This window comes from Weissella viridescens (assembly GCF_014789145.1).
In the GTDB taxonomy this organism is placed as follows: Bacteria; Bacillota; Bacilli; order Lactobacillales; family Lactobacillaceae; genus Weissella; species Weissella viridescens.
This window is the reverse complement of sequence record NZ_CP061835.1, coordinates 1,025,219-1,047,414: the sequence shown is the minus strand read 5'-3', so window position 1 is coordinate 1,047,414 and position 22,196 is coordinate 1,025,219. Positions and strand designations below refer to the sequence as shown.

Genomic DNA, 22,196 nt, shown 5'->3' with positions numbered 1-22,196 from the left:
TGAGATTAACCGCTATGATAAAATTCAAAGCATCTGTTGTATTTAAGGTCATTTTTGAGACTTCTTTCATTTATAAATTAACGTAGGACCTTAGTTAGTCGATAAAAGTATTATACTTTTTTCTTTTAATGGAATCAAAATTCAAGGAAAAACTGAGGAAGGCATCGCAAATTTCAGGAGTTTGTTAAAAACACAGCTTGTTAGCCACCTCACAATTAAGGTAAGATGAAGTTAAACTAAAAAATGGAGTCGGATAGGATGGCAGTTAAAAAAATTGTAACGATTGCAGGGTCAGATAGCTTGGCTGGTGGTGGAATTCAAGCCGATTTAGCAACCTTCGATGAATATAATTTCCAAGGATTAAGTGTGATAACGAGCATTGTGACGGTGACACAGTCAGATTTTTTGATTCATGAAATTGCTCCAGAGCTTGTGCTTGAACAGATGCAATCAATTTTTGCATTAGATGACATTGCAGCCGTTAAAATTGGTCTGCTTCCCACGCAAACACATATGGCAGTGGTTGCTGATTTTTTGAAATCCCATGTTAAGGGGATTCCCATTATTGTTGATCCGGTGATGGTATTCAAAGAATCAGATCAAGCGAACACGACTACGATGGTTCAGGCCATGAAAACATACTTGTTACCAATTGCAACTGTTGTTACCCCGAACCTGCCCGAGACGGAACTATTGTCAGGTCAAAAAATTACGACCGTTTCTGATTTAACCAGGGCAGCTGAACAACTTCTACAGGATGGTTGTCAGGCTGTTTATGCGAAAGGTGGGACGCGGTTGGATGGAGCCCAAGTTAAAGATGTACTCGTTGAAAAAACAGGAGTTGTAAGCATCTTTGAGCAACCCAAATTAACGACGCACACGAATAATGGGGCTGGGTGCACCTTGTCGGCTGCAATTGCTAGTAATATCGGTCAAGCAAAGTCGCTAACAGATGCAGCGAAGGCGGCGCAAGCTTTTGTGCATGCTGGTATTGAGCATGGGATACTGTTAAATCAATCATTTGAAAGTGGAAACGTTTGGCAAGGCGCACAACGCGCCATTCGGGAAGGAAAAATTGATGAAAACTAAAAAGTTAACGGTTTTAAGCGTCATTATTGCTGTAAATTTGGCATTAAGTTATGTCATTAAACTACCAAGTCCCACCGGTGCTGGGTTTGTTTCACTCGTTGAAGCGGGAATTTTTATTGCGGCTTGGAATTTTGGACCACGGGGTGGGGCCGTTGTTGGTGGCGTCACTGGTCTATTACTAGATTTGATTGCAGGGTATCCACAATGGATGATTATGTCATTGATGATTCATGGTGCTGAAGGGTATGTGTTTGGGTTGAATTCGAAGCGTCTGCAAGACAAGCTAATGATGACTCTAATTGGTGGTACGATCATGGTACTAGGGTATTGGCTTGCTGGTACCATGCTGATGTGGTTAATGGCTGGCATGTCGATGCCATGGTCCGCCGCCTTTTTGGCAACGGCCAGTGACATTCCAGGCAATATCATGCAGGTCTTAGTAGGCTTTGTGGTAGCGTTGATTGTTAATAAACCCATCCAACGTTTGTTGGCAAAAGCAGATCTTAACTAGTCAGAATGGGAGTTAGTTGTGCAAAAAAAATATAAGTTAAGCGTTTATCTTTTATTGAGTTTGAGTGTTGTACTTATCGGCATGAATATGCGGGCACCGGTTACAACACTACCACTAATGTTGAACCAGATTGCGGCAAGTCTACATGTTGCAACCAGCCAGTTGGGTATTTTAACAACAATTCCGTTGGTTATGTTTGTATTAGTGTCGAATTTCGCAGCTAAAACAATGCAATTGATGGGACTTAAGCGCGCAATGGCTTTTGCTGTTGCAATGATTCTTTTGGGTTCACTATGTCGTGTTGTTACTAATATGCCAATGATGTTAATTGGAACGGTCTTGATCGGGTTAGGTATCGCTCATTTGAATGTGTTTATGCCGTCATTCGTAATGGCGTTCTTTCCAACGCAAATCGGACTATATACGTCCATCTATACCATGTCGAATATGTTGGGAACCGCTGTATTTAATATTTTAACGGCTCCGGTCATGATTAATTTTGGTTGGCATGCGATGATGTGGATTTTAGTGTTATTGCCTGCCGTGGCTTTGGTAGTGTGGATTGTGGCAAGTCGATTTGCTGAGCCAGCTGTTCAAGAGCCAGTTGATGACATCGATCAAAGTACCACTAAAAAACCAAAACTATATGTTTGGCGTAATTCACGGGCATGGGCATTGTTGCTAGTCTTTGGGTTTCAGGCAATTTTAAACTATACATTTGTCGCATGGATGCCATCGCTAATGGCATATCACCACGTTAGTGCGGCAAATATTGGCTGGATTATGGCATTGTATTCCGTGATGGGAATGTTTGTCTCACTGTTAGTGCCTAATTTAATTGTCCGCTTATCTAAGCGTGGTTTAGCAGGTTGTGTTGTTTTCATGGGGATGATTGGACTGTTAACGGCCTATATGTTATTTAATCAAAACACGAGTTCAGTTGGCTTCTGGTTAGCGGTGGCGCTGATGATTGGCAGTTTAACGGCATTTTTCTTCTTAATCGCCATGACGATGTTTGCGGCAAAGACAACAACACCATTTCAGACTGCTACTGTTTCGGGCATGGCACAATCGGGCGGTTATTTGATTTCTGCATTTGGTCCAACCCTGTACGGACAAGCATTTCAAGCAAATCCTACTGGTAATGCTCAAAATATAATGTACACGATTATTGTGATTTTATTGGTCGCCATCACACTCTTTGTGATTAAGTCGGATGAAATTTTTACAAAATCATGAACTTTATGAGTGTACGGTTAGAGTTGATTTTATATTATATATTTTGTATTTGTGATTTAGTATACTTGTTTTATTAATGGAGGATATATCATGTCACGTAAAATTGGAATTATTGGAATGGGTAGTGTTGGAAGTGCCATTGCGCACGGATTAATTGCGCAAGGTGTTGCTGATGACTACGTCTTTATTAACCGTGGTGAAGCCAAGGCAGTTGCCAACCAATTGGATTTTGAAGATGCAATGGCTAACTTAGAGACACACGCTAACATTACCATCAATGATTGGTCAGCTTTGGCTGATGCTGATGTTGTTATTTCAACATTAGGAAACATGGCCATGCAACAAAATAATCCAACGGGAGATCGCTTTGCTGAACTTAAGTTTACGAGTTCAATGGTGACTTCGGTTGGAACTGATCTTAAAAATTCTGGTTTTACAGGGGTGTTGATTGTCATTTCAAACCCAGTCGATGTGATTACCACGCTATTTAAGGATGTTACTGGTTTGCCAGCTAGCCACGTTGTGGGGACTGGAACGTTGTTGGATACTGCTCGGATGCAACGTATCGTGGGAGCAAAATTGAATATTGATCCACGCTCGGTCTCAGGGTATAACTTGGGTGAGCATGGGAATACACAATTTGTCGCGTGGTCTACGGTTCGTGCTTTAGGACAACCAATGGAGAAACTTGCGGCTGTTCGTGATCTTGATCTTGCAGAAATTAATGATCAAGCACGTAAAGGAGGCTTTGATATCGTCAACGGTAAAGGATTTACGAGTTACGGTGTCGCCACTTCAGCGATTCGCATTGCCAAGGCTGTCATGTCGGATGCGCGTGAAGAGCTTGTTCTATCAAACTTGCGACCTGAATATGAAGCGTATCTATCATACCCAGCCATCATTGGACGTGAGGGTGTGGTTGAACAATGTCAGTTAGATTTAACTGACGCTGAATTAGAGAAACTAAATGCGTCACATGCTTTCATTGCAGAGCAATACCGCGAAGTGCGGGCAACGCTATAATAGTTAAAACGTTGTAATCATTTTGGTGATTGACAGCGTTTTTTTGTTAAAAGAGGAGTCATATGAAATTCTTACACACAGCTGATTGGCATATCGGCAAAGAGTTGGGGGACTACTCCCTGTTAGAACAGCAACAAACTGCTTTTGAACAAACATTAGCGATAGCACAAGCACATCAGGTTGATGCCGTGTTATTGGCAGGCGATTTGTATGATCGTAGTATTCCACCAGTGGATGCTGTGAATGCTTTAGAACCAATGTTGAAAAGAATGAACATTGAAGCTGGCCTACCTATTTTTGCCGTTTCTGGGAACCATGATGGGCCCACGCGACTGGGTGCCGGTAAGGAATGGCGTGAAAATAATCAATTTTACTTGCGGACAACTTTAGCTGAAGCGTTTGAGCCGATTATTTTTGGTGATACGCAAATTTTTATGTTGCCATTTATCGACCCGTTAGAAGCTCGAGTTTATTATGGCATTAGTAATGAGACAAATGAACTGCGGACGATTAATGAGGTTATGGCGCGTGTGATTACAGACATGCAAGCTAATTTTGACCCTACTAAGCAACATGTATTGGTAAGTCACTATTACGTTGCTGGCAAGCAAAATGAAACGTATGACTTAACCAGTGAAACCAATTCAAAAGCAGGTGGGCTAAAGAGTATTGATGTTAACCAATTTAATGCGTTTGATTATGTTGCCTTGGGCCACTTACATTTAAAGCAAGCCAGCCCGAGCGAAACAGTGCAATATTCAGGTTCACCAATCAAATTCAATACCAAAGAAGCCCAGAGTGAGAAAGGGGTTTTTATTGTCGATGTTAACGCGGACGGTGTTTTCTCGGAATGGGTGCCTTTGCAACCCGAAAAAGATTTAATTTTGTTGGAAGCGGATTTTAAAACATTGACGGATCCGGCATTTTATCAACAATATTCACGCCAAGGGGACAATCTCTTTAGTATAAAAATGACAGATCGGCCAGCAGTGACGGATTTACGGAACCAATTGAACGATATTTATGGTGAAATTGTAGAGATTCAATTTAAACAAAGTCAGGCACAGAGTATCAGTCATACAAAGAAGATGACAGAACGGGCAGAACAGTCAAATCAAGATTTGATTCGCGAATTTTATGAAACAGTCACTGATGCGACATTAACCAAGCATCAAGCTGAAATTATTGACCAGACCTTAACCCGTCTAGAGAGAAAGGAGGATTAAAATGCGTCCAATTAAACTTAAGATGAACTATTTTGGCCCATATGCCGAAACAGAAATTGACTTTCGTAATTTCAATGAGTCTAGTCTGTTCTTGATCAGTGGCGATACGGGTGCGGGAAAAACGACGATGTTTGATGCTATGACATATGCATTGTATGGCACAACGTCAGGAGAACGTCAGCCTGAAGAAATGCGCAGCGAATTTGCGACAGGCGATCAATTGACGGAAGTCCAATTTTATTTTGAACATAATGGGCATTATTATGAAGCGACACGGACCCCAAAACAGTTGGTGACGCCTAAACGTAAAACTGCCAATGGGGCCGACTTAATTGAGCATAAGCCAACGGCTAGCTTTGCTGAAGTGGATGAGACGTTGCAAACACCAATTAAAACGATTGGTGCGAAACAACGTGATGTGAATAGTGCAGTTCAACAATTACTTCATTTAACTGATGACCAATTCCGTAAAATTATTTTATTGCCCCAAAATCAATTTCGCGATTTTTTGGCGGCTGGGAGTGATGAAAAATTAACGATTTTGAGAAGTTTGTATGGAAGTGAGATTTTTGAAGCATTTACGAGTGATTTGAAAGACCAAAGTCGCCAAGCGCGTGATGCAACGAAACAATTAGTAGCGCAACGTGATCATGTTTTTGATCAAAAGGTTTTGGATGAACAGCCTGATTATGAAGGTAGTTTTTCAGATAAGTTGGCTATGTTAACTGAGATATTAGCGGAACAAAGCCAAAAGTCGGATTCTTTACAAATCGCCTTAGCAGATGCACAGAAAAAGCGCGACCAGATGCAGGCTGCTTTAAATGATGCCAAATTAGTTCAGGCGCAATTTGAGCGTAAAGCGACATTGGAAAAACAATTAACAACACTTGAAGAGCAAAAAGAGGTGATTGCTCAAAAACAAGCTGAATTAATGCGTTTAAATTGGTTAGCTGAGCGGCAGCCATGGCAACAGGCGGTTACGCAAAATGAACAATTATTAGAGCGAATTAACCAGCAATTGACCCAAACGAAGCAACAACTTGCAAAGTTAGAACAGCAACAAGTGAAGATCGATGCAATGGTCGCTGAACAAGCCGCGCGAGCTGACGACATTGAAAAAAAACAGTCTCGTGTACGTAAAATCCAAACGGATTTGCTTCCGGCTGCACAGCAAAAACATGAATCAGAAACAAATTTAAGTGATTTACAGCAACAAATTCGTGAAAATGAAACTAAGCTCGCGGACCAAAAACGGGTGCAAGCAGAGATAGTAGCACGACAAAATAAAATAAAGCAAGATCAAGCGGCATTAGCAACGGTAGATGACCAGTTAGCACAACTCCACAAGTTAACGGCCCCACTACAGGCCTTGGCGACCTTAGCGCAACAACAACGTAAGGCAAGTGCCACTTTAATAGATGCTGAGCAAGAACAGGTTGCGCTAAAAACGGCACTGAGTGAAGCGCAAACTCAAGTCCGACAGGCAAAAACAGTTAAACAAGCCCAAGAGCATTTACGCACGCAAGCTTTGGTAGCACAATTGCAAGCTGATTTGGTTGAAGGTGAACCATGTCCCGTCTGTGGGGTTGTTTATGAACATCAAGTTGCACATTCAGATACAGTGGGGAGCGATACAAATCAAACTTTGCGTGAAGCGATGGATGCGGTCGATACTGCTGAAAATGAGCTGATTGCAGCGCAACAACTTGAAAATACGTTAACCGTCAAGTTAGAGCAAGCAACGAATCAAGTGACAAAGGAGACAACTGAGTTATCCGAACTTAAGCAACAACAAGCTGCCCAGCTAACGACTGTGAAGGAGCAAGCGGCTGCGAGTGGCTTTGATGTCTTCATTACGGCAGATGACTTACAAAAAGCATATGATGCGTTGCAAGCAACATTAGCTGATCAGCAACAAGCTGCTAAGGATTTGCAAAAAGCGGCTGAAACGATTGCCATTGAAGTGAGTGATGCCAATCAAAATGTGGCAAAAGCCGAAGAGCGTCAGCAGAATTTGACAGAACAGGGTGTCGATGTCGAAGCACGTCTGGCCAAATTTGATACAGATTTAGCAACGGTGGCAGAATACACAGAAGAGTTGGCTCAGTTAGAACCACTGATTAAGGCGTATCAGCAAAAGCAAACTGAGCTTGCTGCGGAGCAAGCCGATGTTGCTGGACGCTTGGCAACCAGTCAAGATCAGGAAAAAAGTCAACATGCTGACCTTACAGAGCAGCTGCACGTACAAACTGACTTACATCAGGATCTGCTTAGCTTAATGGCTGAGCAAACAGACTACACCAGTCAAACATTCGCGACGGCGATGCAAGCATTCCAAGAACATGATGGTCGTGAAGAACTCCGTGCAGCAGTGCAAGACTATGAAAATGAACGGCGTTATGTTGGACAAGAGTTGGCAGAACTAACAACCAAGTTGGGTACACAGACTGCACCAGATTTAATGGGGTTAAACGAGCACTTAACGCAAGCTGAACATAGATTAGTTGAACAGCAAACACACGTTCAGAATCAAACGTTGATTGTCGCGCAATTAAAGCAACAACAACAACAGGTGTTGGACTTAAATGTGCAGATTGAAAAACTGCAGGCAGAAAGCGTGGACTTAATCGCTTTAACTGATGCAGTTGATGGTTCGAATGAAGCCAAGTTACGCTTAGAGCCGTATGTCTTGCAGAGCTTCTTAGCAGCCGTTTTAGATTATGCGAACGAGAACTTTATTCAACAGTTCTCAGGGAATCGATATTACTTCCAGTTGGGGGATGCCGTCAGTGGTCGTTCTAATCAGAATGGTCTAGAAATCGACGTTATGGATCAAGAAACGGATCAACGCCGTAGTACAAGTACTTTATCGGGTGGTGAGTCGTTTATCGCGGCGTTGTCAATTGCCTTATCAATGGCAGAAGTTGTACAAATGCGTGCTGGTGGGGCGCAAATTGAAGCGCTCTTTATTGATGAAGGATTCGGTTCCCTAGATGGTCAGACGCTTGAACAAGCTATGGAAGCGCTAGGAAACGTCGAACAAATGGGTCGGTTAGTTGGTGTGATTTCGCACGTGGAAAGTATGAAACAACAAATCCCGCAACAATTGCAGGTGAAAAAGATGGGAAATGGGCAGAGTGCCATTCATTATCAGTTAGCTTAGGTCATTGTGGTATTTTTCCCTAAAGTAGCGTATACTAGACGGACAAGAATTAATGAAGGTGAGTTAATATGTCAACAAAAGGTAGTATTAAATCAAACGATTTTGCCCGCGGAGCAGCTAGTAAAGGGCAAGTTTCACAAGCAGATAAGCAAGCGCAACGTGAGGCTTTGCTAGCAAAAGCGCGCCAAAAGGCAGCACAAACACAAACAGATAAGTGAACGATTACTTACTTAAGGGGGCAAGTGAATGGCAAGTTATGCAGAACGCATGTTAAATGAGTTAGAACTAGGTCAAACAGAAGATGCCAAAAAATCATATGCGTTAGCATTACGTCATGATGATGATGACACCATTTATTCATTAGCAGAAGAGTTGTATGGATTAGGCTTTTCAAATCAAGCCAAGCGGGCCTATCAAAAGTTATTAGATAAGTATCCTGACGCCGATGAACTACGTGCTGCTTTAGCGGACATTGCCATCGATGAAGGTGAAACTGAAACGGCGATGAATTATTTAGCAGAAATTCAACCCGATTCAGATGCTTATCTGCAAGCGTTATTGGTATTGGCAGATTTGTACCAGTCTGAGGGAATTTATGAATCAGCTGAAGCGAAGTTGAAAGAGGCCTATGCGCTTGCTCCAGATGAACCAGTCATTCAATTCGCTTTGGCGGAATATTATTTTGCATCTGCTGATTATAAGCAGGCAATTCCATATTATCGAACACTCCTTGAGTCAGACGAACGTTACTTCTCAGGTGTTGACATTGCGTCACGTATTGGGGTTGCGTATGCGTTAGTTGGCGATGTTAAGCGCGCCTTGGGTTACCTTGAGCAAATTGAGGAAACAAGTATGACACCTGATGTGCGTTTCCAGTTGGCAATGATTTATGCGACAGATGAAGAGACACACGACAAGGCGATTGATACATTTGAAGCTTTGCAAAAAATTGATCCGGATTACAGCACATTATATGAACCATTGGGTGAATTGTATGAGCATCAACATCGTGATGAAGAAGCATTGCAAACTTATCAAAACGGCTTAGCCGTTGATCAATTCAATCCTAAGATGTTCGAGCGTGCGGCCATTGTGAGTGAACGTCTTGGAAATACAAACGAAGCCCAAAGTTTCTTCAAGGAAGGATTGGAACATAATCCAGAGGATGTTACGTTGACTTTGGATTATTCTGATTGGCTAACCTTACATGAGAAGTATGAAGAAAACATCAATTTGTTAAATGATTATTTAGCAGATGATGAGGCTGATATTGACCCGGCAATGTATCGAAATTTGGCAAAGAGTTATGAAGGTCTTGAAGACTTTGATATGGCTGATAAGTACTATCAAGCGGCCTTACCATACTTTGATACAGATGCTAGTTTCTTGAAAGATGCCTACTACTTCTTTAGAGAAAGTGGCGAAAAGACCTTTGCTAAAGAAACGTTGCGTTTGTATTTGAACGTTGTTCCTGATGATTTGGAAATGTTAGAAGAAAAAGACATTCAAGATTTACAAGATGATGTGAGTGACTTATATTAAACAAAAAAGCTAGCTGCGGCTAGCTTTTTTTTCGGATTGAACCCAGCGCCATCTACGAGAGATATATGATAGAATAGTAACAATTAAATTGATGAAACGAGAGTAATGAAATGGATGCAATGCACTTATCAGATCGCTTAGCGACCGTAGCAGCGTATGTGCCAGATGGCGCACGTCTTGCCGATATTGGCTCAGACCACGCTTACTTACCAGCAAACTTAATTTTAAATAAGCGCATTAAATTTGCGGTTGCCGGTGAAGTTGCCCAAGGTCCGCTTGAAAATGCGGAGCAAGAAATTAATAAGCATCATTTGAATGATCAATTAATCCCACGGTTAGCAGATGGGTTAGCAGCTATTCAACCTGAAGATCGAATTGATACGGTTGTTATCGCCGGAATGGGCGGTCGGTTAATTCAACAAATTCTTGAAGCAGGATCAAGCGCCACTTACAAACGCTTGATTTTGCAACCAAATATAGATGTTGACGCGGTTCGAACATGGCTACAAGCAAATCAGTATCAAATTACCGATGAACGTGTACTCTTGGATGATGGTCATTACTATGAAGTCGTGGTAGCTGAACCAGGAACTGTTGAATATGATGCGATGCAACTCGCGTTTGGTCCTGTAAATATGGTGAAAAATGATAGTATTTGGCGTCAAAAGTGGGAACGCGAGCAGGGGCGCATGGAAAAAATCATGCAACAACTTGAAGCCGCTAACCAAACGCAAGCGGGGGCCTACCGCAACTATCAAGAACAAGTGGCGCAAATTAAGGAGGTCTTAGCACATGCAGGCGCGTGAGTTAATGGATCAAATTGAAGCTTATGCACCCAAGGCATTGGCCTGGGAGCGTGACCCAATTGGGTTGCGGTTAGGTGATCCAAATCAGGAAATTCATACGGTGATGACAGCCTTAGATGTTCGTCCCGAGGTTGTAGATGAAGCCATTGTTCGTGGTGTTGATTTTATTTTTGCACACCATCCAATGATGTTTCATGCGCCAAAGAATCTTGATTTGAGTGATCCGCAAAATGCGATGTACGCGAAATTAATTGAACATCATATCGTTGTTTATGCCGCCCATACGAATTTGGATGCAACTTATCCAGGGATGAATGATTGGCTTGCTGAAGATTTGATGATTACGAACAATGTGAGACCGTTGCTACCAAATGCTGATGGCAAAACTGGCATTGGTCGAATTGGTGAATTAGCTGAACCAATTACGGTAACGGAATATGCCCAATTGGTTAAAGAAACATTCCAAGTAGCGCATGTGCGTGTCATTGCCAACGATATGACGCAAAAGATTCAACGGATTGCGGTGCTTGGTGGTGATGGTGGTGATGAATATTTGCAAGCTCAAGCTCAGGGTGCGGATGCCTTTGTGACGGCAGATGTTTATTATCATACTGGTCACGATATGTTAGCACATCATATGGTGACCATCGATCCAGATCACCATATGGAAGCAAATGCAAAACCAAGGATGGCGACTTTAGTTAAAAAGTGGCAAAATAGTAATGGATGGCAGTTAACTGATGTTTTTCCATCAGAAACCAATACTGATCCTTATACTTATATTTAGAAAGAGGTAGATTCATGAGTGAATTAACAGAAATTGCAGCAACATACCCAAATTTGGTTGACCGTTTTGTACGTTATGCCAAGGTAAATACGCGTTCAAATGAAGACTCAACGACAGTACCTTCAGACCCTAAGGAAGTTGCTTTCTTGAAGGATTTGGCTGAAGAGTTGAAGACAATTGGTTTGCAAAATGTGCGTACCATGGATGACGGGTACCTATTTGCAGACTTGCCTGCCAATGTTGATGATGATATTCCGTCAATTGGATTTATCTCACACGTGGATACCGCTGATTTTAATTCAGAAAACGTTAATCCTCAATTTGTTGAAGACTATGATGGTAAGTCAACCATTAAGTTAAACGATGAATTTTCTCTTTCACCTGAAGCATTCCCAAGCTTGAAAAAGTATGCTGGACAAACGTTGATCACAACAGATGGTACAACGTTACTTGGTGCTGATGATAAGTCAGGTGTGGCAGAATTGGTTAGTGCTGCTGAATATTTGATTGCTCACCCAGAAGTTAAGCATGGTGATTTGCACTTTGCCTTTGGTCCCGATGAAGAAATTGGAATCGGCGCCGATCACTTCCATGTAAAAGAATTTGGGGCTGGTTTTGCCTACACCATGGATGGTGGACCACTTGGCGAATTGGAATGGGAGACATTCTCAGCTGCTTCTGCTGACATTAAGATTCAAGGATTGAATGTGCACCCTGGTGATGCCAAGGACAAGATGATTAATGCACTTCAAGTGGCGATTGATATTCACAATAAGTTACCAGAACATGATCGTCCAGAGCATACTGAGGGTCGCGAAGGGTTCTTCCATTTGTTGAAGTTGAATGGAACCCCCGATGAAGCAAGTATGTCATACATCATTCGTGATCACGATCGTGAGAAGTTCAATGCTAAGAAGGCATTGTTACAAAGCATTGTTGACGAGATGAACAAGAACTTTGGTGAAGATCGTGTTAAGTTAGAGATGAATGACCAATACTACAACATGGGTGAAGTCCTAAAGGACAACATGCAACCTGTTCATTTGGCCGAACAAGCGTTGATTGACTTGAACATTGAACCAATCATCGAACCCGTTCGTGGTGGAACCGACGGTTCAAAGATTACATTCTTGGGCTTGCCTACACCAAATATCTTTGCCGGTGCCGAAAACATGCACGGCCGCTTTGAATACGTTTCAACGCGTGTGATGAAGCAAGCCGTTGACACTATGTTGAAGATTAACGAATTAAACGTAAATGATTCAATTTTGGATTAATAAATTATCCTGAAAAGATTGTTCAGAAAAGCTATCACTCAGTAATAGACTGGGCCTTAGCTTTTTTTGTTTGGCGGAACCTTTTTTTGGAAATGCGTACACGTAAATATAGGGGTGGCACATCATTAAACAGGTTGAATAGTAATTCAGCGTGATTGTGGGCTCATTTTTAATTTTTATGAAAAAAATAGCCGGTTTTAACGCTTTCTTGCCATTTTGAATTGTAACTGACCGCAGATAACTATATAATTAGTTAGAGGCACTTGGTGCCAGCAACTAAAGCCAGCTCCAACAGAGTGGTTGGCAAGTGAATTTATTTGAAATGTAAAATATATTATTTGAAAACGAGGGAGTTTAAGCATGTCTAAAACATTAGCGATTAATGCTGGTTCATCTTCATTGAAATTCCAATTATTGGAAATGCCAGCTGAAAAGGTCATTGCCAAGGGACAAGTTGAACGCATTGGTATGGATGAAGGGGTCTTTACCCTAAAGTATAATGGTGAGAAGACTGAAGTTTTGAAGGCCTTCCCAGACCATCGTGCTGCCATCGAAGAAGTGCTCGAACAATTTAACGAAAAGCAAGTTGTATCTGACCTATCTGAAATCACTGGTGTTGGACACCGTGTTGTTGCCGGTGGAGAATGGTTTAACAAGTCTGTCATTGTTGATGACGAAGTTTTGGAAAAGATTAACCGTTTGTCTGCTTATGCACCTTTGCATAATCCAGCCAATGCTGCCGGTATCGAAATCTTCCGTGAATTGTTGCCAGATGCTGTTTCAGTTGCCGTATTTGATACAGCTTTCCACCAAACGATGCCACGTGAAAACTACCTATACTCATTGCCATATGAGTACTACACAAAGTATGGTGCTCGTAAGTATGGTGCCCACGGAACATCACACCGTTATGTTTCAGAACGCACTTCAGAAATCTTGGGACAACCATTAGAGGGAATGAACTTGATTACCTTGCACTTGGGGGCTGGTGCTTCAATTACAGCCGTTAAGGATGGAAAGTCATTAGATACATCAATGGGCTTCACACCATTGGCTGGAATTACAATGGCAACACGTTCAGGTGATGTTGATCCTTCATTGGTTTACTATATCCAAGAACATGAAGGACTTACAAATGAACAAATGTTATACATCTTGAACAACAAGTCTGGTTTGCTTGGCATTTCAACTTTGTCTTCTGACATGCGTGATTTGGAAGAAGTTGAAGATACCAACGAGCACGCTAAGTTGGCAATGGACATGTTTATCGACCGTGTTGTCCGTTACATTGGACAATACTATGTTGAAATGGGTGGGGTTGATGCTTTGACCTTTACAGCAGGAATCGGTGAAAATGCCGCTGAAGTGCGTGAAAAGATTATTGACCGTCTTGGATTCATGGGTATCAAGATTGATACTGAAGCGAACAAGGTTCGTGGTGAAGAAAAGGTTGTTTCAACTGACGACTCAGCCGCAAAGGTTTTGGTTGTCCCAACTAACGAAGAATTAGAAATTGCTCGTGACGTTGAAATGTTGAAGAACAAGCAAGGTCGTTAAGATAAAAGATAAGGTCAAGTTCCTATGAAAGGAACTTGGCTTTTTTGTTTTGAAAAATGAAGAGTCCATGACTGGTCTTAAAAACATGTGACGGGTTTACGGCATTTGGTGTAAAATAGTGGTAGATAAATCATGTTAGGTTTATCGGCATTAAATGAGAGATAACCGCACGGATTTTAAGCTAATTGTATGGTCAACATATTAAACTGGTTTTAATCATAAAGGAGGATCTAGATGAGTCTATTATTTTTCATCATTTTAATGATGGTTGTTGGTGTATTTTATGTACGCCGTAAGGCCCGCCGCATGTTTGCAAATATTAACGAACAAATGGATCCTTATCGAGAAACTTTTGATAAGGCAACCAAGAAAACTAAAGTTGATGGTAAACAAGTCTTTGATGGTCAGTTCGAAGAAGTACGAACAACAAAAGAAAATTAATTTAAATTCCTTAAACGCTCAGTGTGCATTGCATGCTGGCGTTTATTTTTTTGCAGTAAAACGGTTTAAAACCGAACGAAAAATTCGCAATATCCGAATGATTTTAATTAAGACAGCAAAAATGATGGTTTTTTACGTAAATCTCATGTATATTAGAGATAAGGTTTGAAAAATTAAATACTTTTTAAAATATTTAAAAAAAGAGGTGTGAGATGAACAAGTTACTAATCGCCAACCGGGGCGAAATTGCCCTTCGGATTATTAGAGCAGCTAAAGAGCTAGGTCTTCAAACAGTTGCTATTTATGCTAAGGCAGATCAGTACGCTGTGCATCGTTTTGCCGCCGACGAAGCTTATCAAGTCGGCACGGATGATATGACGGTTGAAGCCTACCTTGATATTCCTGCGATTATTGAGGTTGCCAAGGCGCATCACGTTGATGCAATTCATCCAGGTTATGGTTTCTTGTCTGAAAATGCTGAATTTGCACAAGCAATCAGTGATGCGGGCATGAAGTTCGTTGGACCAAAGGTGGCCCACCTAGAAATGTTTGGAGATAAGATTAAAGCCAAGCAAGCAGCTTCTGCTGCAAATGTTGCCAGTGTGCCCGGTACAGATCATCCAGTTGAAACATTGGATGAAGCCTTGGCCATTGGTGAAGAATATGGTTACCCCTTGTTTGTTAAGTCAGCAGCCGGTGGGGGTGGCCGAGGAATGCGTGTCGTTGAACATGCTGAAGAACTAAAAGAAGCTTTCCAACGGGCCGCTTCTGAAGCTAAAGCATCATTTGGTAAGAGTGATGTCTATTTGGAGAAGTATTTACAAGATCCTAAGCATATTGAAATTCAAATTCTTGCCGACGAACATGGGCAAGTGATGCATCTCTTTGAGCGTGATTCATCGGTTCAACGTCGTCACCAAAAGATTATTGAATTTGCACCAGCGGTTTCAATTAAAAATGAACTTCGTGAACAAATTCAAGCAGCAGCTGTACGTTTGATGGCTAGTGTTGGTTATCAAAGTGCCGCAACAGTTGAATTTTTGGTTGAGGGGGATGATTTCTATTTCATCGAAGTGAACCCACGTGTCCAGGTTGAACATACTGTTACTGAAGTCGTGACTGATATTGATATTGTCCGTAGCCAACTCTTGATTGCCATGGGTTATGGGTTACATGAAGAACCCCTAAACTTACCTGAGCAGGATCAATTAAAAGAACATGGTGTTGCGGTCCAAGCTCGCATTACAACGGAAGACCCAGCTAACGACTTTATGCCTGACTCAGGGACAATTCGTTGGTATCAACAACCTGCTGGGCCTGGTATTCGTGTTGACGCTGGGACGGTTTATGCTGGTGCTAAGGTGACACCATACTTTGATTCACTTCTATTGAAAATTATTGCCCAAGGGCGTGATTTTGATGAAGCAAACACTCGGATGGAACGTGCTTTACATGAATTGCAATTAGAAGGGGTGAAGACCAACACCGACTTCCTAGTACAGATGTTTGCGCATCCAACTTTCACGAGTGGACAAGCTGCGACAACTTTTGTGGATGACCATGGTCAAGAATTTATTCGTAAGTCACCAGTTGATACGCAACAACAATTGTTGGATTATATGGCTGAAATCACAGTCAATGGTTTTCCTGGCGTTAAAAATCCTGACGCCAAGCCAACATTAATTGAATACACCCCACAAAAATTAGTGTTGCCAGAAGACTTAGTTACAGCTAAGGATGTTTTGGATGCGCACGGACCAGACCAAGTTGTTGATTGGATTAAGGGGCAGTCTGAAGTCTTGCTTACAGATACGACAATGCGCGATGCGCACCAATCACGCTTCGCCACACGTTTCCGTACCAAAGATATGGCTGATATTGCAGAACAAACACAAACAACATTACCAAACCTTTTCTCAAATGAGATGTGGGGTGGTGCCACGTTTGATACGGCCTACCGCTTTTTGGACGAAGATCCATGGAATCGCTTAAAGCAATTGCGTGAGAAGATGCCACGTACGCTTACTCAAATGTTATTCCGTGGTTCAAATGCGGTGGGATATCAAAATTATCCTGATAACGTGATTCAAGAATTTATTCATTTAGCGGCGAAGAATGGGATGGATGTTTTCCGTATCTTTGATAGTTTGAACTGGTTACCTCAAATGGAAACATCAATTCAAGCGGTGCGCGATGAAAATAAGTTGGCGGAAGTCACGATGGCGTATACAGGTGATATTCTGGACCCAAGTCGTACGAAGTATACTTTGCAGTACTATGTTGATTGTGCAAAGCAAATTGAAGCTGCTGGTGCGCACATCCTTGCGATTAAGGATATGTCTGGATTACTCAAGCCAGAAGCGGCCTATCAATTGGTTTCAACTTTGAAGAATGAAATTAATTTACCAATTCATTTGCATACGCATGATACAACGGGTATCGGTGTATCAACATATGCACGCGCTGTTGAAGCTGGCGTGGATATTATCGATGTTGCGCAATCAGCTATGGCAAGTACAACATCACAACCGTCATTATCATCAACGTACTATGCGTTGAGTGGTAACGACCGGCAACCAACGTTGGATATGCCAGCTGTAGAGCGTCTAAACCAATATTGGCAAGGCGTTGTGCCGTACTACCAAGATTTTGAAAATGGTATGCGCAGTCCACAAACTGATATTTTTGAAGTTGAAATGCCTGGTGGACAATATTCTAACTTGCAACAACAAGCGAATGCCTTGCACTTGGGTGATCGTTGGAACGAAATCAAGCAGATGTATGCGGAAGTGAACCAATTGTTTGGTGATATTATCAAGGTGACCCCATCTTCTAAGGTGGTTGGGGATATGGCACTCTTTATGGTGCAAAATGATCTCACACCTGATGATATTTATGCACAAGGGGCACAACTTGACTTCCCACAATCAGTAGTTGATTTCTTCAAGGGTGACATCGGACAACCGGTTGGTGGTTTCCCAACTGATTTGCAAGCAATTATCCTGAAGGGACAAGCACCGTTGACGGAACGTCCAGGTGCTTTGGCCGAGCCATATGATTTGTCACAAATTAAGGCGGATTTGACGATTGAACTTGAGCGCGAACCAACGCCAGAAGAAGTGATTTCTAAGGCCCTTTACCCAGAAGTCTTTAGTGATTACGAACAAAAGCAAGCGATGTTTGGACCAACAACGGTTTTGGACACGCCAACATTCTTCTATGGCTTAAAAGCGCATGAGGAGACCGTGGTGCAATTTGCGCCAGGTATCACAATGGTCGTAACATTAAACGAAATGAGCGCACCAGACGCTGATGGTGTCCGTACACTGTACATGGCTTTGGATGGTCGACCTGTTGAAGTCACTGTGCATGATCAAACTGTGGATGTGCAATCGGTGCAACATCGTCAAGCTAAAGCTAATGTACCTGGAGAAATTGGGGCCACGATGGCCGGAAATGTTGTCAAAGTTTCAGTTGCCGTCGGGGATGAAGTTGCGGTTGGTGACACTTTGGTGATTACTGAAGCAATGAAGATGGAAACAACCATTCAAGCACCCGTGGCTGGAACTGTTTCAGATATCTTAGTCCAAGCAGGTGATCAAATCGCCGGTGGTGACTTGTTGCTTACAATTAGTGAATAATCAAAAAAGACGGTTACTGACCGTCTTTTTTTGATTTGGTTGAAATATGATAGAATTGATTAAGAATAAATAGATGAGACGAGGTGCATCATGCAACAGCAACAATGGTGGCAACATAAAATATTTTTCGGACTCGGGATCGTTGGCGCGTTGACGTACTTCTTCGAAAGTATTGTCGGCGTACTCGTGTGGCCAGCGTACCAGCCTTTAGCTTACCCAATTGCAATTTTAGCGGCTCAAGACGCGCCACACCGGGTGGGTTTCTTAATTGCCCAGGTGGTGGCAGGAATCATGATTGCGATTGCTTTAGCAGCGATTTGGTCGTATCACCAATTTCAGCATGAACGTAGGATGGCACAAGGTAGTTTGGCAATGTTATTCAGTTTTATCATGTGGGTGCTTGTGAATAATGTTTGGCCTAATTTCACCATGGTCAACTACGTTGTACCAGAAAATTTCCCAGCTAAAAACATGGTGATGGCAGTCATTATTGTCGGGTTAGCTGCGGCAATGCTTTATTATGCCAGGCAAATCCAAAAGTTAAATTGGTGGAGTTTGAGCAACGTCTTAACCGTTTTGGCCTTACTTTTCGTGATCTTTAGCGTACTGGAATTTGGCATGCAACTATTGAATTGGCCACTCCGTGGTTTTTTTGATATCTTAGCTACCGATTCACTTGCGTTAGGATTAGGTTTCAGTAGCTGGTACTTTATGCGCCAAGCTATTTAACACTAACTACCTCAAATTGAGGTAGTTTTTTTATAGACTAAATTAAATAGTATGGACGTGGTATACTAATAGTTAAACTTAAAATGGTCTGGATGTGGTATTTTATTGCGCATCACAGTGAATAAAAAGGAACGAATTAAACTATGTTAAAGCAATTATTTGCGGGTAGCCAAGCCACCTTTTATCATGCTGATGATTTAGAAGATGATGAAGTTAAGCAAATGGATATTCCCAAATCATTTATTAATGACGTGAATGACGAAAATGAGGCTGCCCGTTGGCACTACTCGAAGAACGATGAAATTTTAACGCTCTTTATTGACGCCGTTGTGGCAGATAATGATGTCCCGTCTCAAGGTGCATATCACACTGAATCAGTGGCTTTTTTGGTTCAAATGAAAGAGCATCGCGTGTTGATGTTTACACGCTCATCAATGAATTTTTTGGCTGATCACATTGCAACTAAGTTAACTAGCAGTGCGGAAGCAACAACCCCAATCGAACTTTTGTTTACCGCCATTTTGGTTATCTATGGTGACTATGAAGCGGCTTTGAACAAGTTAGATGTGTTGCGACGTAAGTTCCAAAATCAATTTTATCGTAAAACCAGTGGTTTTGGCGGTGACCTAGATAGTATCTGGACGGTGACAAATGCCTTGCTGTATATTGATTCATCAATTGAAGATAATGAAGATGTGATTGATAATTTGACAAGTCAATTTAAAGCCTATAAACCAGATTCTCAAACCGAATTTCTAAAAAATCGAATTGATATTGAAGCGCAACAAGCACATAAAATGGCTGATTTGCTTAGTTCAGTGGTTGGCAATATTGCCGATTCATACTCATCACGGAATGATCGAAATTTGAATTGGATTATGCAAATTTTGACCGTTTATTCAGTTGTTTTGACAATTCCAACGATTATTACTGGTTTTTATGGTCAAAATGTGAAATACTTGCCTTTCGCCTTACATCAGAATAGTTGGCTGATTACGATTATTATCACGCTGGTCCTTATGTTGATTGCAACGATTTGGTTCTGGCGTCATGGATATTTCGATAAATAATTATTTTTGTTGCAAAAGACTTGATAAATTCTTAAATATTCTGTATAGTTATCTTTTGTAATTTACTAGCTATTGTAACGGCGCAAGCTTGGGGTTTGGCCCATGCAGCCATACCTGTCGTTCAATCGGTAGGTGAGAGGCATCTCACAAAATACATTCGAAGGAGTTATGTTAATGCGCATTAACATTTTATTAGAGTCAGCAGAGACTGGCGAACGTATCTATTTAACTTCTAAGAACCGTCGTAACACACCGGATCGTTTGGAGCTTAAGAAGTATTCTCCAAAGTTGCGTCGTGTTACAGTGTTCAAGGAGGTCAAGTAATCATGGCTAAAAAGTCAAAGATCGCTAAAGAAAAGAAGATTGAAGCAACCATCGAAAAGTACGCTGAAAAGCGCGCTGCTTTGAAGGCTGCGGGTGATTACGAAGGTTTGTCAAAGTTGCCTCGTAACGCTTCACCAGTTCGTGCCCACAACCGTGATCGTATCGACGGGCGTCCACACGCTTACATGCGTGAATTTGGAATGTCACGTTTGAACTTCCGTCAGTTGGCACACAAGGGTCAAATCCCTGGTGTTAAGAAGGCTTCTTGGTAATCGGCAGATTACTTTAGGTCTTTAAAAAGAGCATCCACTTTTGTGGGTGCTCTTTTTATACATAGTCGTAGTTATAAAACGTTTTAAAGGAGGGTTGATGGATGAAATTATTACTTAAAAATCCGTGGATGACGATTTTAGTCGCCATTATTTTCGAAAGTGGCTGGGTTGTTGGGATTAAATACGCTCACACGCCCGTAGAGTGGCTCCTAACGATTATTTCGCTATTAACGTCGTTCGGGTTGTACTTGGTGGCAAGTCGTAGGCTGCCGGTTGGAACGACGTATGCGGTCTTTGTGGGATTGGGATCAGCCGCGACCGTTTTGATTGGTTGGCTGGTCTTTGGTGATGCACTTTCAGCGAGTCAATTAATGTTCTTGGTTATCCTTCTGGTTGGGGTTATCGGGTTGAAGCTAGTTGAGGAGGAGACAGACTAATGGCATGGATTATTTTATGTTTAGCCGGACTCATGGAGGTTGCCGGTGTGGTAACGTTGAACGAATATAATCGTCGCCGTCGTTCATACCTCATTTTCTTCATGGCAACTTTTATGATTCTCAGTGTGAGTCTTTTAGGATTTGCTTTGCGGACCATTCCAATGGGGACTGGTTATGCTATTTGGACAGGAATTGGAGCAGCTGGGGGTACAATTGTGGGCATGTTGTTTTATCACGAGTCACATGATTGGAAACGTATTTTATTTATCAGTTTAATTATTATTGGTGCCGTTGGTTTGAAATTCACAACTGGTGCTTAAGACATTCGTGAAGACGAATGTCTTTTTTATTAACGAGAATAAGCGTAAGCGGTGTGTTAAAATGGAAAAAGGGATTCGGATAAAAAGATGAAGGAGAACCCGCTGCCGGAGTTAAGTGAAAATAAAGGCAGGTTGGCTATACTAAAAGATGCGAAAAAGGGATGAAAAAAAGTTAATAGCACTTGAGCAAGCTGCTTTTGATTTAGTACAAGAAAATGGTATTAGTCAATTAAGCATTAGTAAACTTGCCAAACGCGCTGGTGTGTCTGTTGCGACGGCCTATATTTATTTTGAAAATAAATCGGACTTACTTGGGCATTTGTATCAATCTGTGCGTGAGCAATTAATTGATGATGTACCAACGCCAGCAGAAAATGTGGCAGTGACTGAACAGTTTGCGCAAGTCATGCGTGGTTATGCGCAAAACTTTGCACAAGCACCTAAGGAACTTAATTTCATGGCTGCTTTAGCAGCTAATCCTGAATATCTTCCAGAAGCGATGCAAACAGACACAACGCTTCTGGGGCCAGCAATGTTAACTGTTATCAAACGAGCCTACTTGCAAAAGCAATTGATGACTGATAATGTCGATTTGATTGTGGCACAAGCATTGGAACCATTACAATGGTTATATCAAGCACGAGCGCAACACCAAGTTAAGGTGCAGACAATCGAACTTGATGAACTCATTGCGATGGCAACTCGGGCGATTTTTAAATCATAGCACACACTATAGGGGGAT

At 41.8% G+C, this 22,196-nt stretch carries 21 protein-coding genes; all 21 read left to right on the top strand.

Features of this window, described 5'->3' with window-relative positions; translation table 11 throughout:
* Nucleotides 1-258 precede the first annotated feature (258 nt).
* Nucleotides 259-1,089 carry a hydroxymethylpyrimidine/phosphomethylpyrimidine kinase gene (locus tag IE337_RS05155; protein WP_191136053.1) on the top strand — a complete coding sequence of 277 codons (831 nt, stop codon included), beginning with the start codon at nt 259-261 and terminating at the stop codon, nt 1,087-1,089.
* The gene (locus IE337_RS05150) at nt 1,079-1,600 is read left to right on the top strand and encodes an ECF transporter S component (RefSeq protein ID WP_191136052.1); all 522 of its coding nucleotides are present in this window, start codon (nt 1,079-1,081) and stop codon (nt 1,598-1,600) included. The genes IE337_RS05155 and IE337_RS05150 overlap by 11 nt, the downstream gene beginning before the upstream one ends.
* An 18-nt stretch (nt 1,601-1,618) precedes the next feature.
* Nucleotides 1,619-2,839, top strand: coding sequence for an MFS transporter (locus IE337_RS05145; RefSeq protein WP_243185574.1), 1,221 nt, complete (start codon nt 1,619-1,621; stop codon nt 2,837-2,839).
* Nucleotides 2,840-2,929: 90 nt separating this feature from the next.
* On the top strand, nt 2,930-3,862 hold the full coding sequence (locus IE337_RS05140) for an L-lactate dehydrogenase (protein ID WP_191136051.1): 933 nt from the start codon (nt 2,930-2,932) through the stop codon (nt 3,860-3,862).
* Nucleotides 3,863-3,924: 62 nt separating this feature from the next.
* Nucleotides 3,925-5,088: an exonuclease SbcCD subunit D gene (locus IE337_RS05135; RefSeq protein ID WP_191136050.1), complete on the top strand. Its 1,164-nt coding sequence runs from the start codon at nt 3,925-3,927 to the stop codon at nt 5,086-5,088.
* Between the two features lies 1 nt (nt 5,089).
* On the top strand, nt 5,090-8,251 hold the full coding sequence (locus IE337_RS05130) for an AAA family ATPase (protein ID WP_191136049.1): 3,162 nt from the start codon (nt 5,090-5,092) through the stop codon (nt 8,249-8,251).
* Nucleotides 8,252-8,319: 68 nt separating this feature from the next.
* Nucleotides 8,320-8,469: a hypothetical protein gene (locus IE337_RS05125; RefSeq protein ID WP_169790315.1), complete on the top strand. Its 150-nt coding sequence runs from the start codon at nt 8,320-8,322 to the stop codon at nt 8,467-8,469.
* Nucleotides 8,470-8,497: 28 nt separating this feature from the next.
* On the top strand, nt 8,498-9,793 hold the full coding sequence (locus tag IE337_RS05120) for a tetratricopeptide repeat protein (RefSeq protein ID WP_057744063.1): 1,296 nt from the start codon (nt 8,498-8,500) through the stop codon (nt 9,791-9,793).
* Nucleotides 9,794-9,903: 110 nt separating this feature from the next.
* Nucleotides 9,904-10,599: a tRNA (adenine(22)-N(1))-methyltransferase gene (locus IE337_RS05115; RefSeq protein WP_191136048.1), complete on the top strand. Its 696-nt coding sequence runs from the start codon at nt 9,904-9,906 to the stop codon at nt 10,597-10,599.
* Nucleotides 10,586-11,386 (top strand): Nif3-like dinuclear metal center hexameric protein, encoded by an 801-nt coding sequence (locus IE337_RS05110; RefSeq protein WP_191136047.1) that lies wholly within the window; start codon nt 10,586-10,588, stop codon nt 11,384-11,386. The genes IE337_RS05115 and IE337_RS05110 overlap by 14 nt, the downstream gene beginning before the upstream one ends.
* Before the next feature lie 14 nt (nt 11,387-11,400).
* Nucleotides 11,401-12,663, top strand: coding sequence for a peptidase T (gene pepT, locus IE337_RS05105; protein ID WP_191136046.1), 1,263 nt, complete (start codon nt 11,401-11,403; stop codon nt 12,661-12,663).
* Nucleotides 12,664-13,023: 360 nt separating this feature from the next.
* The gene (locus tag IE337_RS05100) at nt 13,024-14,220 is read left to right on the top strand and encodes an acetate/propionate family kinase (protein ID WP_191136045.1); all 1,197 of its coding nucleotides are present in this window, start codon (nt 13,024-13,026) and stop codon (nt 14,218-14,220) included.
* Between the two features lie 234 nt (nt 14,221-14,454).
* Nucleotides 14,455-14,661 (top strand): hypothetical protein, encoded by a 207-nt coding sequence (locus IE337_RS05095; protein ID WP_057744049.1) that lies wholly within the window; start codon nt 14,455-14,457, stop codon nt 14,659-14,661.
* A 212-nt stretch (nt 14,662-14,873) separates the two neighbouring features.
* Nucleotides 14,874-18,302 (top strand): pyruvate carboxylase, encoded by a 3,429-nt coding sequence (locus IE337_RS05090; protein ID WP_191136044.1) that lies wholly within the window; start codon nt 14,874-14,876, stop codon nt 18,300-18,302.
* A 90-nt stretch (nt 18,303-18,392) separates the two neighbouring features.
* A complete protein-coding gene (locus IE337_RS05085; protein ID WP_191136043.1) occupies nt 18,393-19,031 on the top strand; it encodes a hypothetical protein in 639 nt (212 codons plus the stop codon).
* Nucleotides 19,032-19,174: 143 nt separating this feature from the next.
* Nucleotides 19,175-20,101, top strand: a complete 927-nt coding sequence (locus IE337_RS05080; protein ID WP_191136042.1) for a magnesium transporter CorA family protein — start codon at nt 19,175-19,177, stop codon at nt 20,099-20,101.
* Nucleotides 20,102-20,275: 174 nt separating this feature from the next.
* Nucleotides 20,276-20,425, top strand: coding sequence for a 50S ribosomal protein L33 (gene rpmG, locus IE337_RS05075; protein WP_009496479.1), 150 nt, complete (start codon nt 20,276-20,278; stop codon nt 20,423-20,425).
* A 2-nt stretch (nt 20,426-20,427) separates the two neighbouring features.
* Nucleotides 20,428-20,697, top strand: coding sequence for a 30S ribosomal protein S14 (gene rpsN, locus IE337_RS05070; RefSeq protein ID WP_057744040.1), 270 nt, complete (start codon nt 20,428-20,430; stop codon nt 20,695-20,697).
* Nucleotides 20,698-20,798: 101 nt separating this feature from the next.
* Entirely contained in the window at nt 20,799-21,134 is a 336-nt protein-coding gene (locus tag IE337_RS05065; RefSeq protein WP_191136041.1) for a DMT family transporter, read from the top strand.
* Nucleotides 21,134-21,454, top strand: coding sequence for a DMT family transporter (locus tag IE337_RS05060; RefSeq protein WP_191136040.1), 321 nt, complete (start codon nt 21,134-21,136; stop codon nt 21,452-21,454). Before IE337_RS05065 ends, IE337_RS05060 begins: the two co-directional genes overlap by 1 nt.
* A 148-nt stretch (nt 21,455-21,602) precedes the next feature.
* Nucleotides 21,603-22,178 (top strand): TetR/AcrR family transcriptional regulator, encoded by a 576-nt coding sequence (locus IE337_RS05055; RefSeq protein ID WP_191136039.1) that lies wholly within the window; start codon nt 21,603-21,605, stop codon nt 22,176-22,178.
* Nucleotides 22,179-22,196 lie beyond the last annotated feature (18 nt).

What these genes read in the sequence shown, in the direction of transcription:
- IE337_RS05155 (WP_191136053.1), top strand. Translation starts at nt 259, where the DNA reads ATGGCAGTTAAAAAAATTGTAACGATTGCAGGGTCAGATAGCTTGGCT.
- IE337_RS05150 (WP_191136052.1), top strand. Translation starts at nt 1,079, where the DNA reads ATGAAAACTAAAAAGTTAACGGTTTTAAGCGTCATTATTGCTGTAAAT.
- IE337_RS05140 (WP_191136051.1), top strand. Translation starts at nt 2,930, where the DNA reads ATGTCACGTAAAATTGGAATTATTGGAATGGGTAGTGTTGGAAGTGCC.
- IE337_RS05135 (WP_191136050.1), top strand. Translation starts at nt 3,925, where the DNA reads ATGAAATTCTTACACACAGCTGATTGGCATATCGGCAAAGAGTTGGGG.
- IE337_RS05130 (WP_191136049.1), top strand. Translation starts at nt 5,090, where the DNA reads ATGCGTCCAATTAAACTTAAGATGAACTATTTTGGCCCATATGCCGAA.
- IE337_RS05125 (WP_169790315.1), top strand. Translation starts at nt 8,320, where the DNA reads ATGTCAACAAAAGGTAGTATTAAATCAAACGATTTTGCCCGCGGAGCA.
- IE337_RS05120 (WP_057744063.1), top strand. Translation starts at nt 8,498, where the DNA reads ATGGCAAGTTATGCAGAACGCATGTTAAATGAGTTAGAACTAGGTCAA.
- IE337_RS05115 (WP_191136048.1), top strand. Translation starts at nt 9,904, where the DNA reads ATGGATGCAATGCACTTATCAGATCGCTTAGCGACCGTAGCAGCGTAT.
- IE337_RS05110 (WP_191136047.1), top strand. Translation starts at nt 10,586, where the DNA reads ATGCAGGCGCGTGAGTTAATGGATCAAATTGAAGCTTATGCACCCAAG.
- pepT (WP_191136046.1), top strand. Translation starts at nt 11,401, where the DNA reads ATGAGTGAATTAACAGAAATTGCAGCAACATACCCAAATTTGGTTGAC.
- IE337_RS05100 (WP_191136045.1), top strand. Translation starts at nt 13,024, where the DNA reads ATGTCTAAAACATTAGCGATTAATGCTGGTTCATCTTCATTGAAATTC.
- IE337_RS05095 (WP_057744049.1), top strand. Translation starts at nt 14,455, where the DNA reads ATGAGTCTATTATTTTTCATCATTTTAATGATGGTTGTTGGTGTATTT.
- IE337_RS05090 (WP_191136044.1), top strand. Translation starts at nt 14,874, where the DNA reads ATGAACAAGTTACTAATCGCCAACCGGGGCGAAATTGCCCTTCGGATT.
- IE337_RS05085 (WP_191136043.1), top strand. Translation starts at nt 18,393, where the DNA reads ATGCAACAGCAACAATGGTGGCAACATAAAATATTTTTCGGACTCGGG.
- IE337_RS05080 (WP_191136042.1), top strand. Translation starts at nt 19,175, where the DNA reads ATGTTAAAGCAATTATTTGCGGGTAGCCAAGCCACCTTTTATCATGCT.
- rpmG (WP_009496479.1), top strand. Translation starts at nt 20,276, where the DNA reads ATGCGCATTAACATTTTATTAGAGTCAGCAGAGACTGGCGAACGTATC.
- rpsN (WP_057744040.1), top strand. Translation starts at nt 20,428, where the DNA reads ATGGCTAAAAAGTCAAAGATCGCTAAAGAAAAGAAGATTGAAGCAACC.
- IE337_RS05065 (WP_191136041.1), top strand. Translation starts at nt 20,799, where the DNA reads ATGAAATTATTACTTAAAAATCCGTGGATGACGATTTTAGTCGCCATT.
- IE337_RS05060 (WP_191136040.1), top strand. Translation starts at nt 21,134, where the DNA reads ATGGCATGGATTATTTTATGTTTAGCCGGACTCATGGAGGTTGCCGGT.
- IE337_RS05055 (WP_191136039.1), top strand. Translation starts at nt 21,603, where the DNA reads ATGCGAAAAAGGGATGAAAAAAAGTTAATAGCACTTGAGCAAGCTGCT.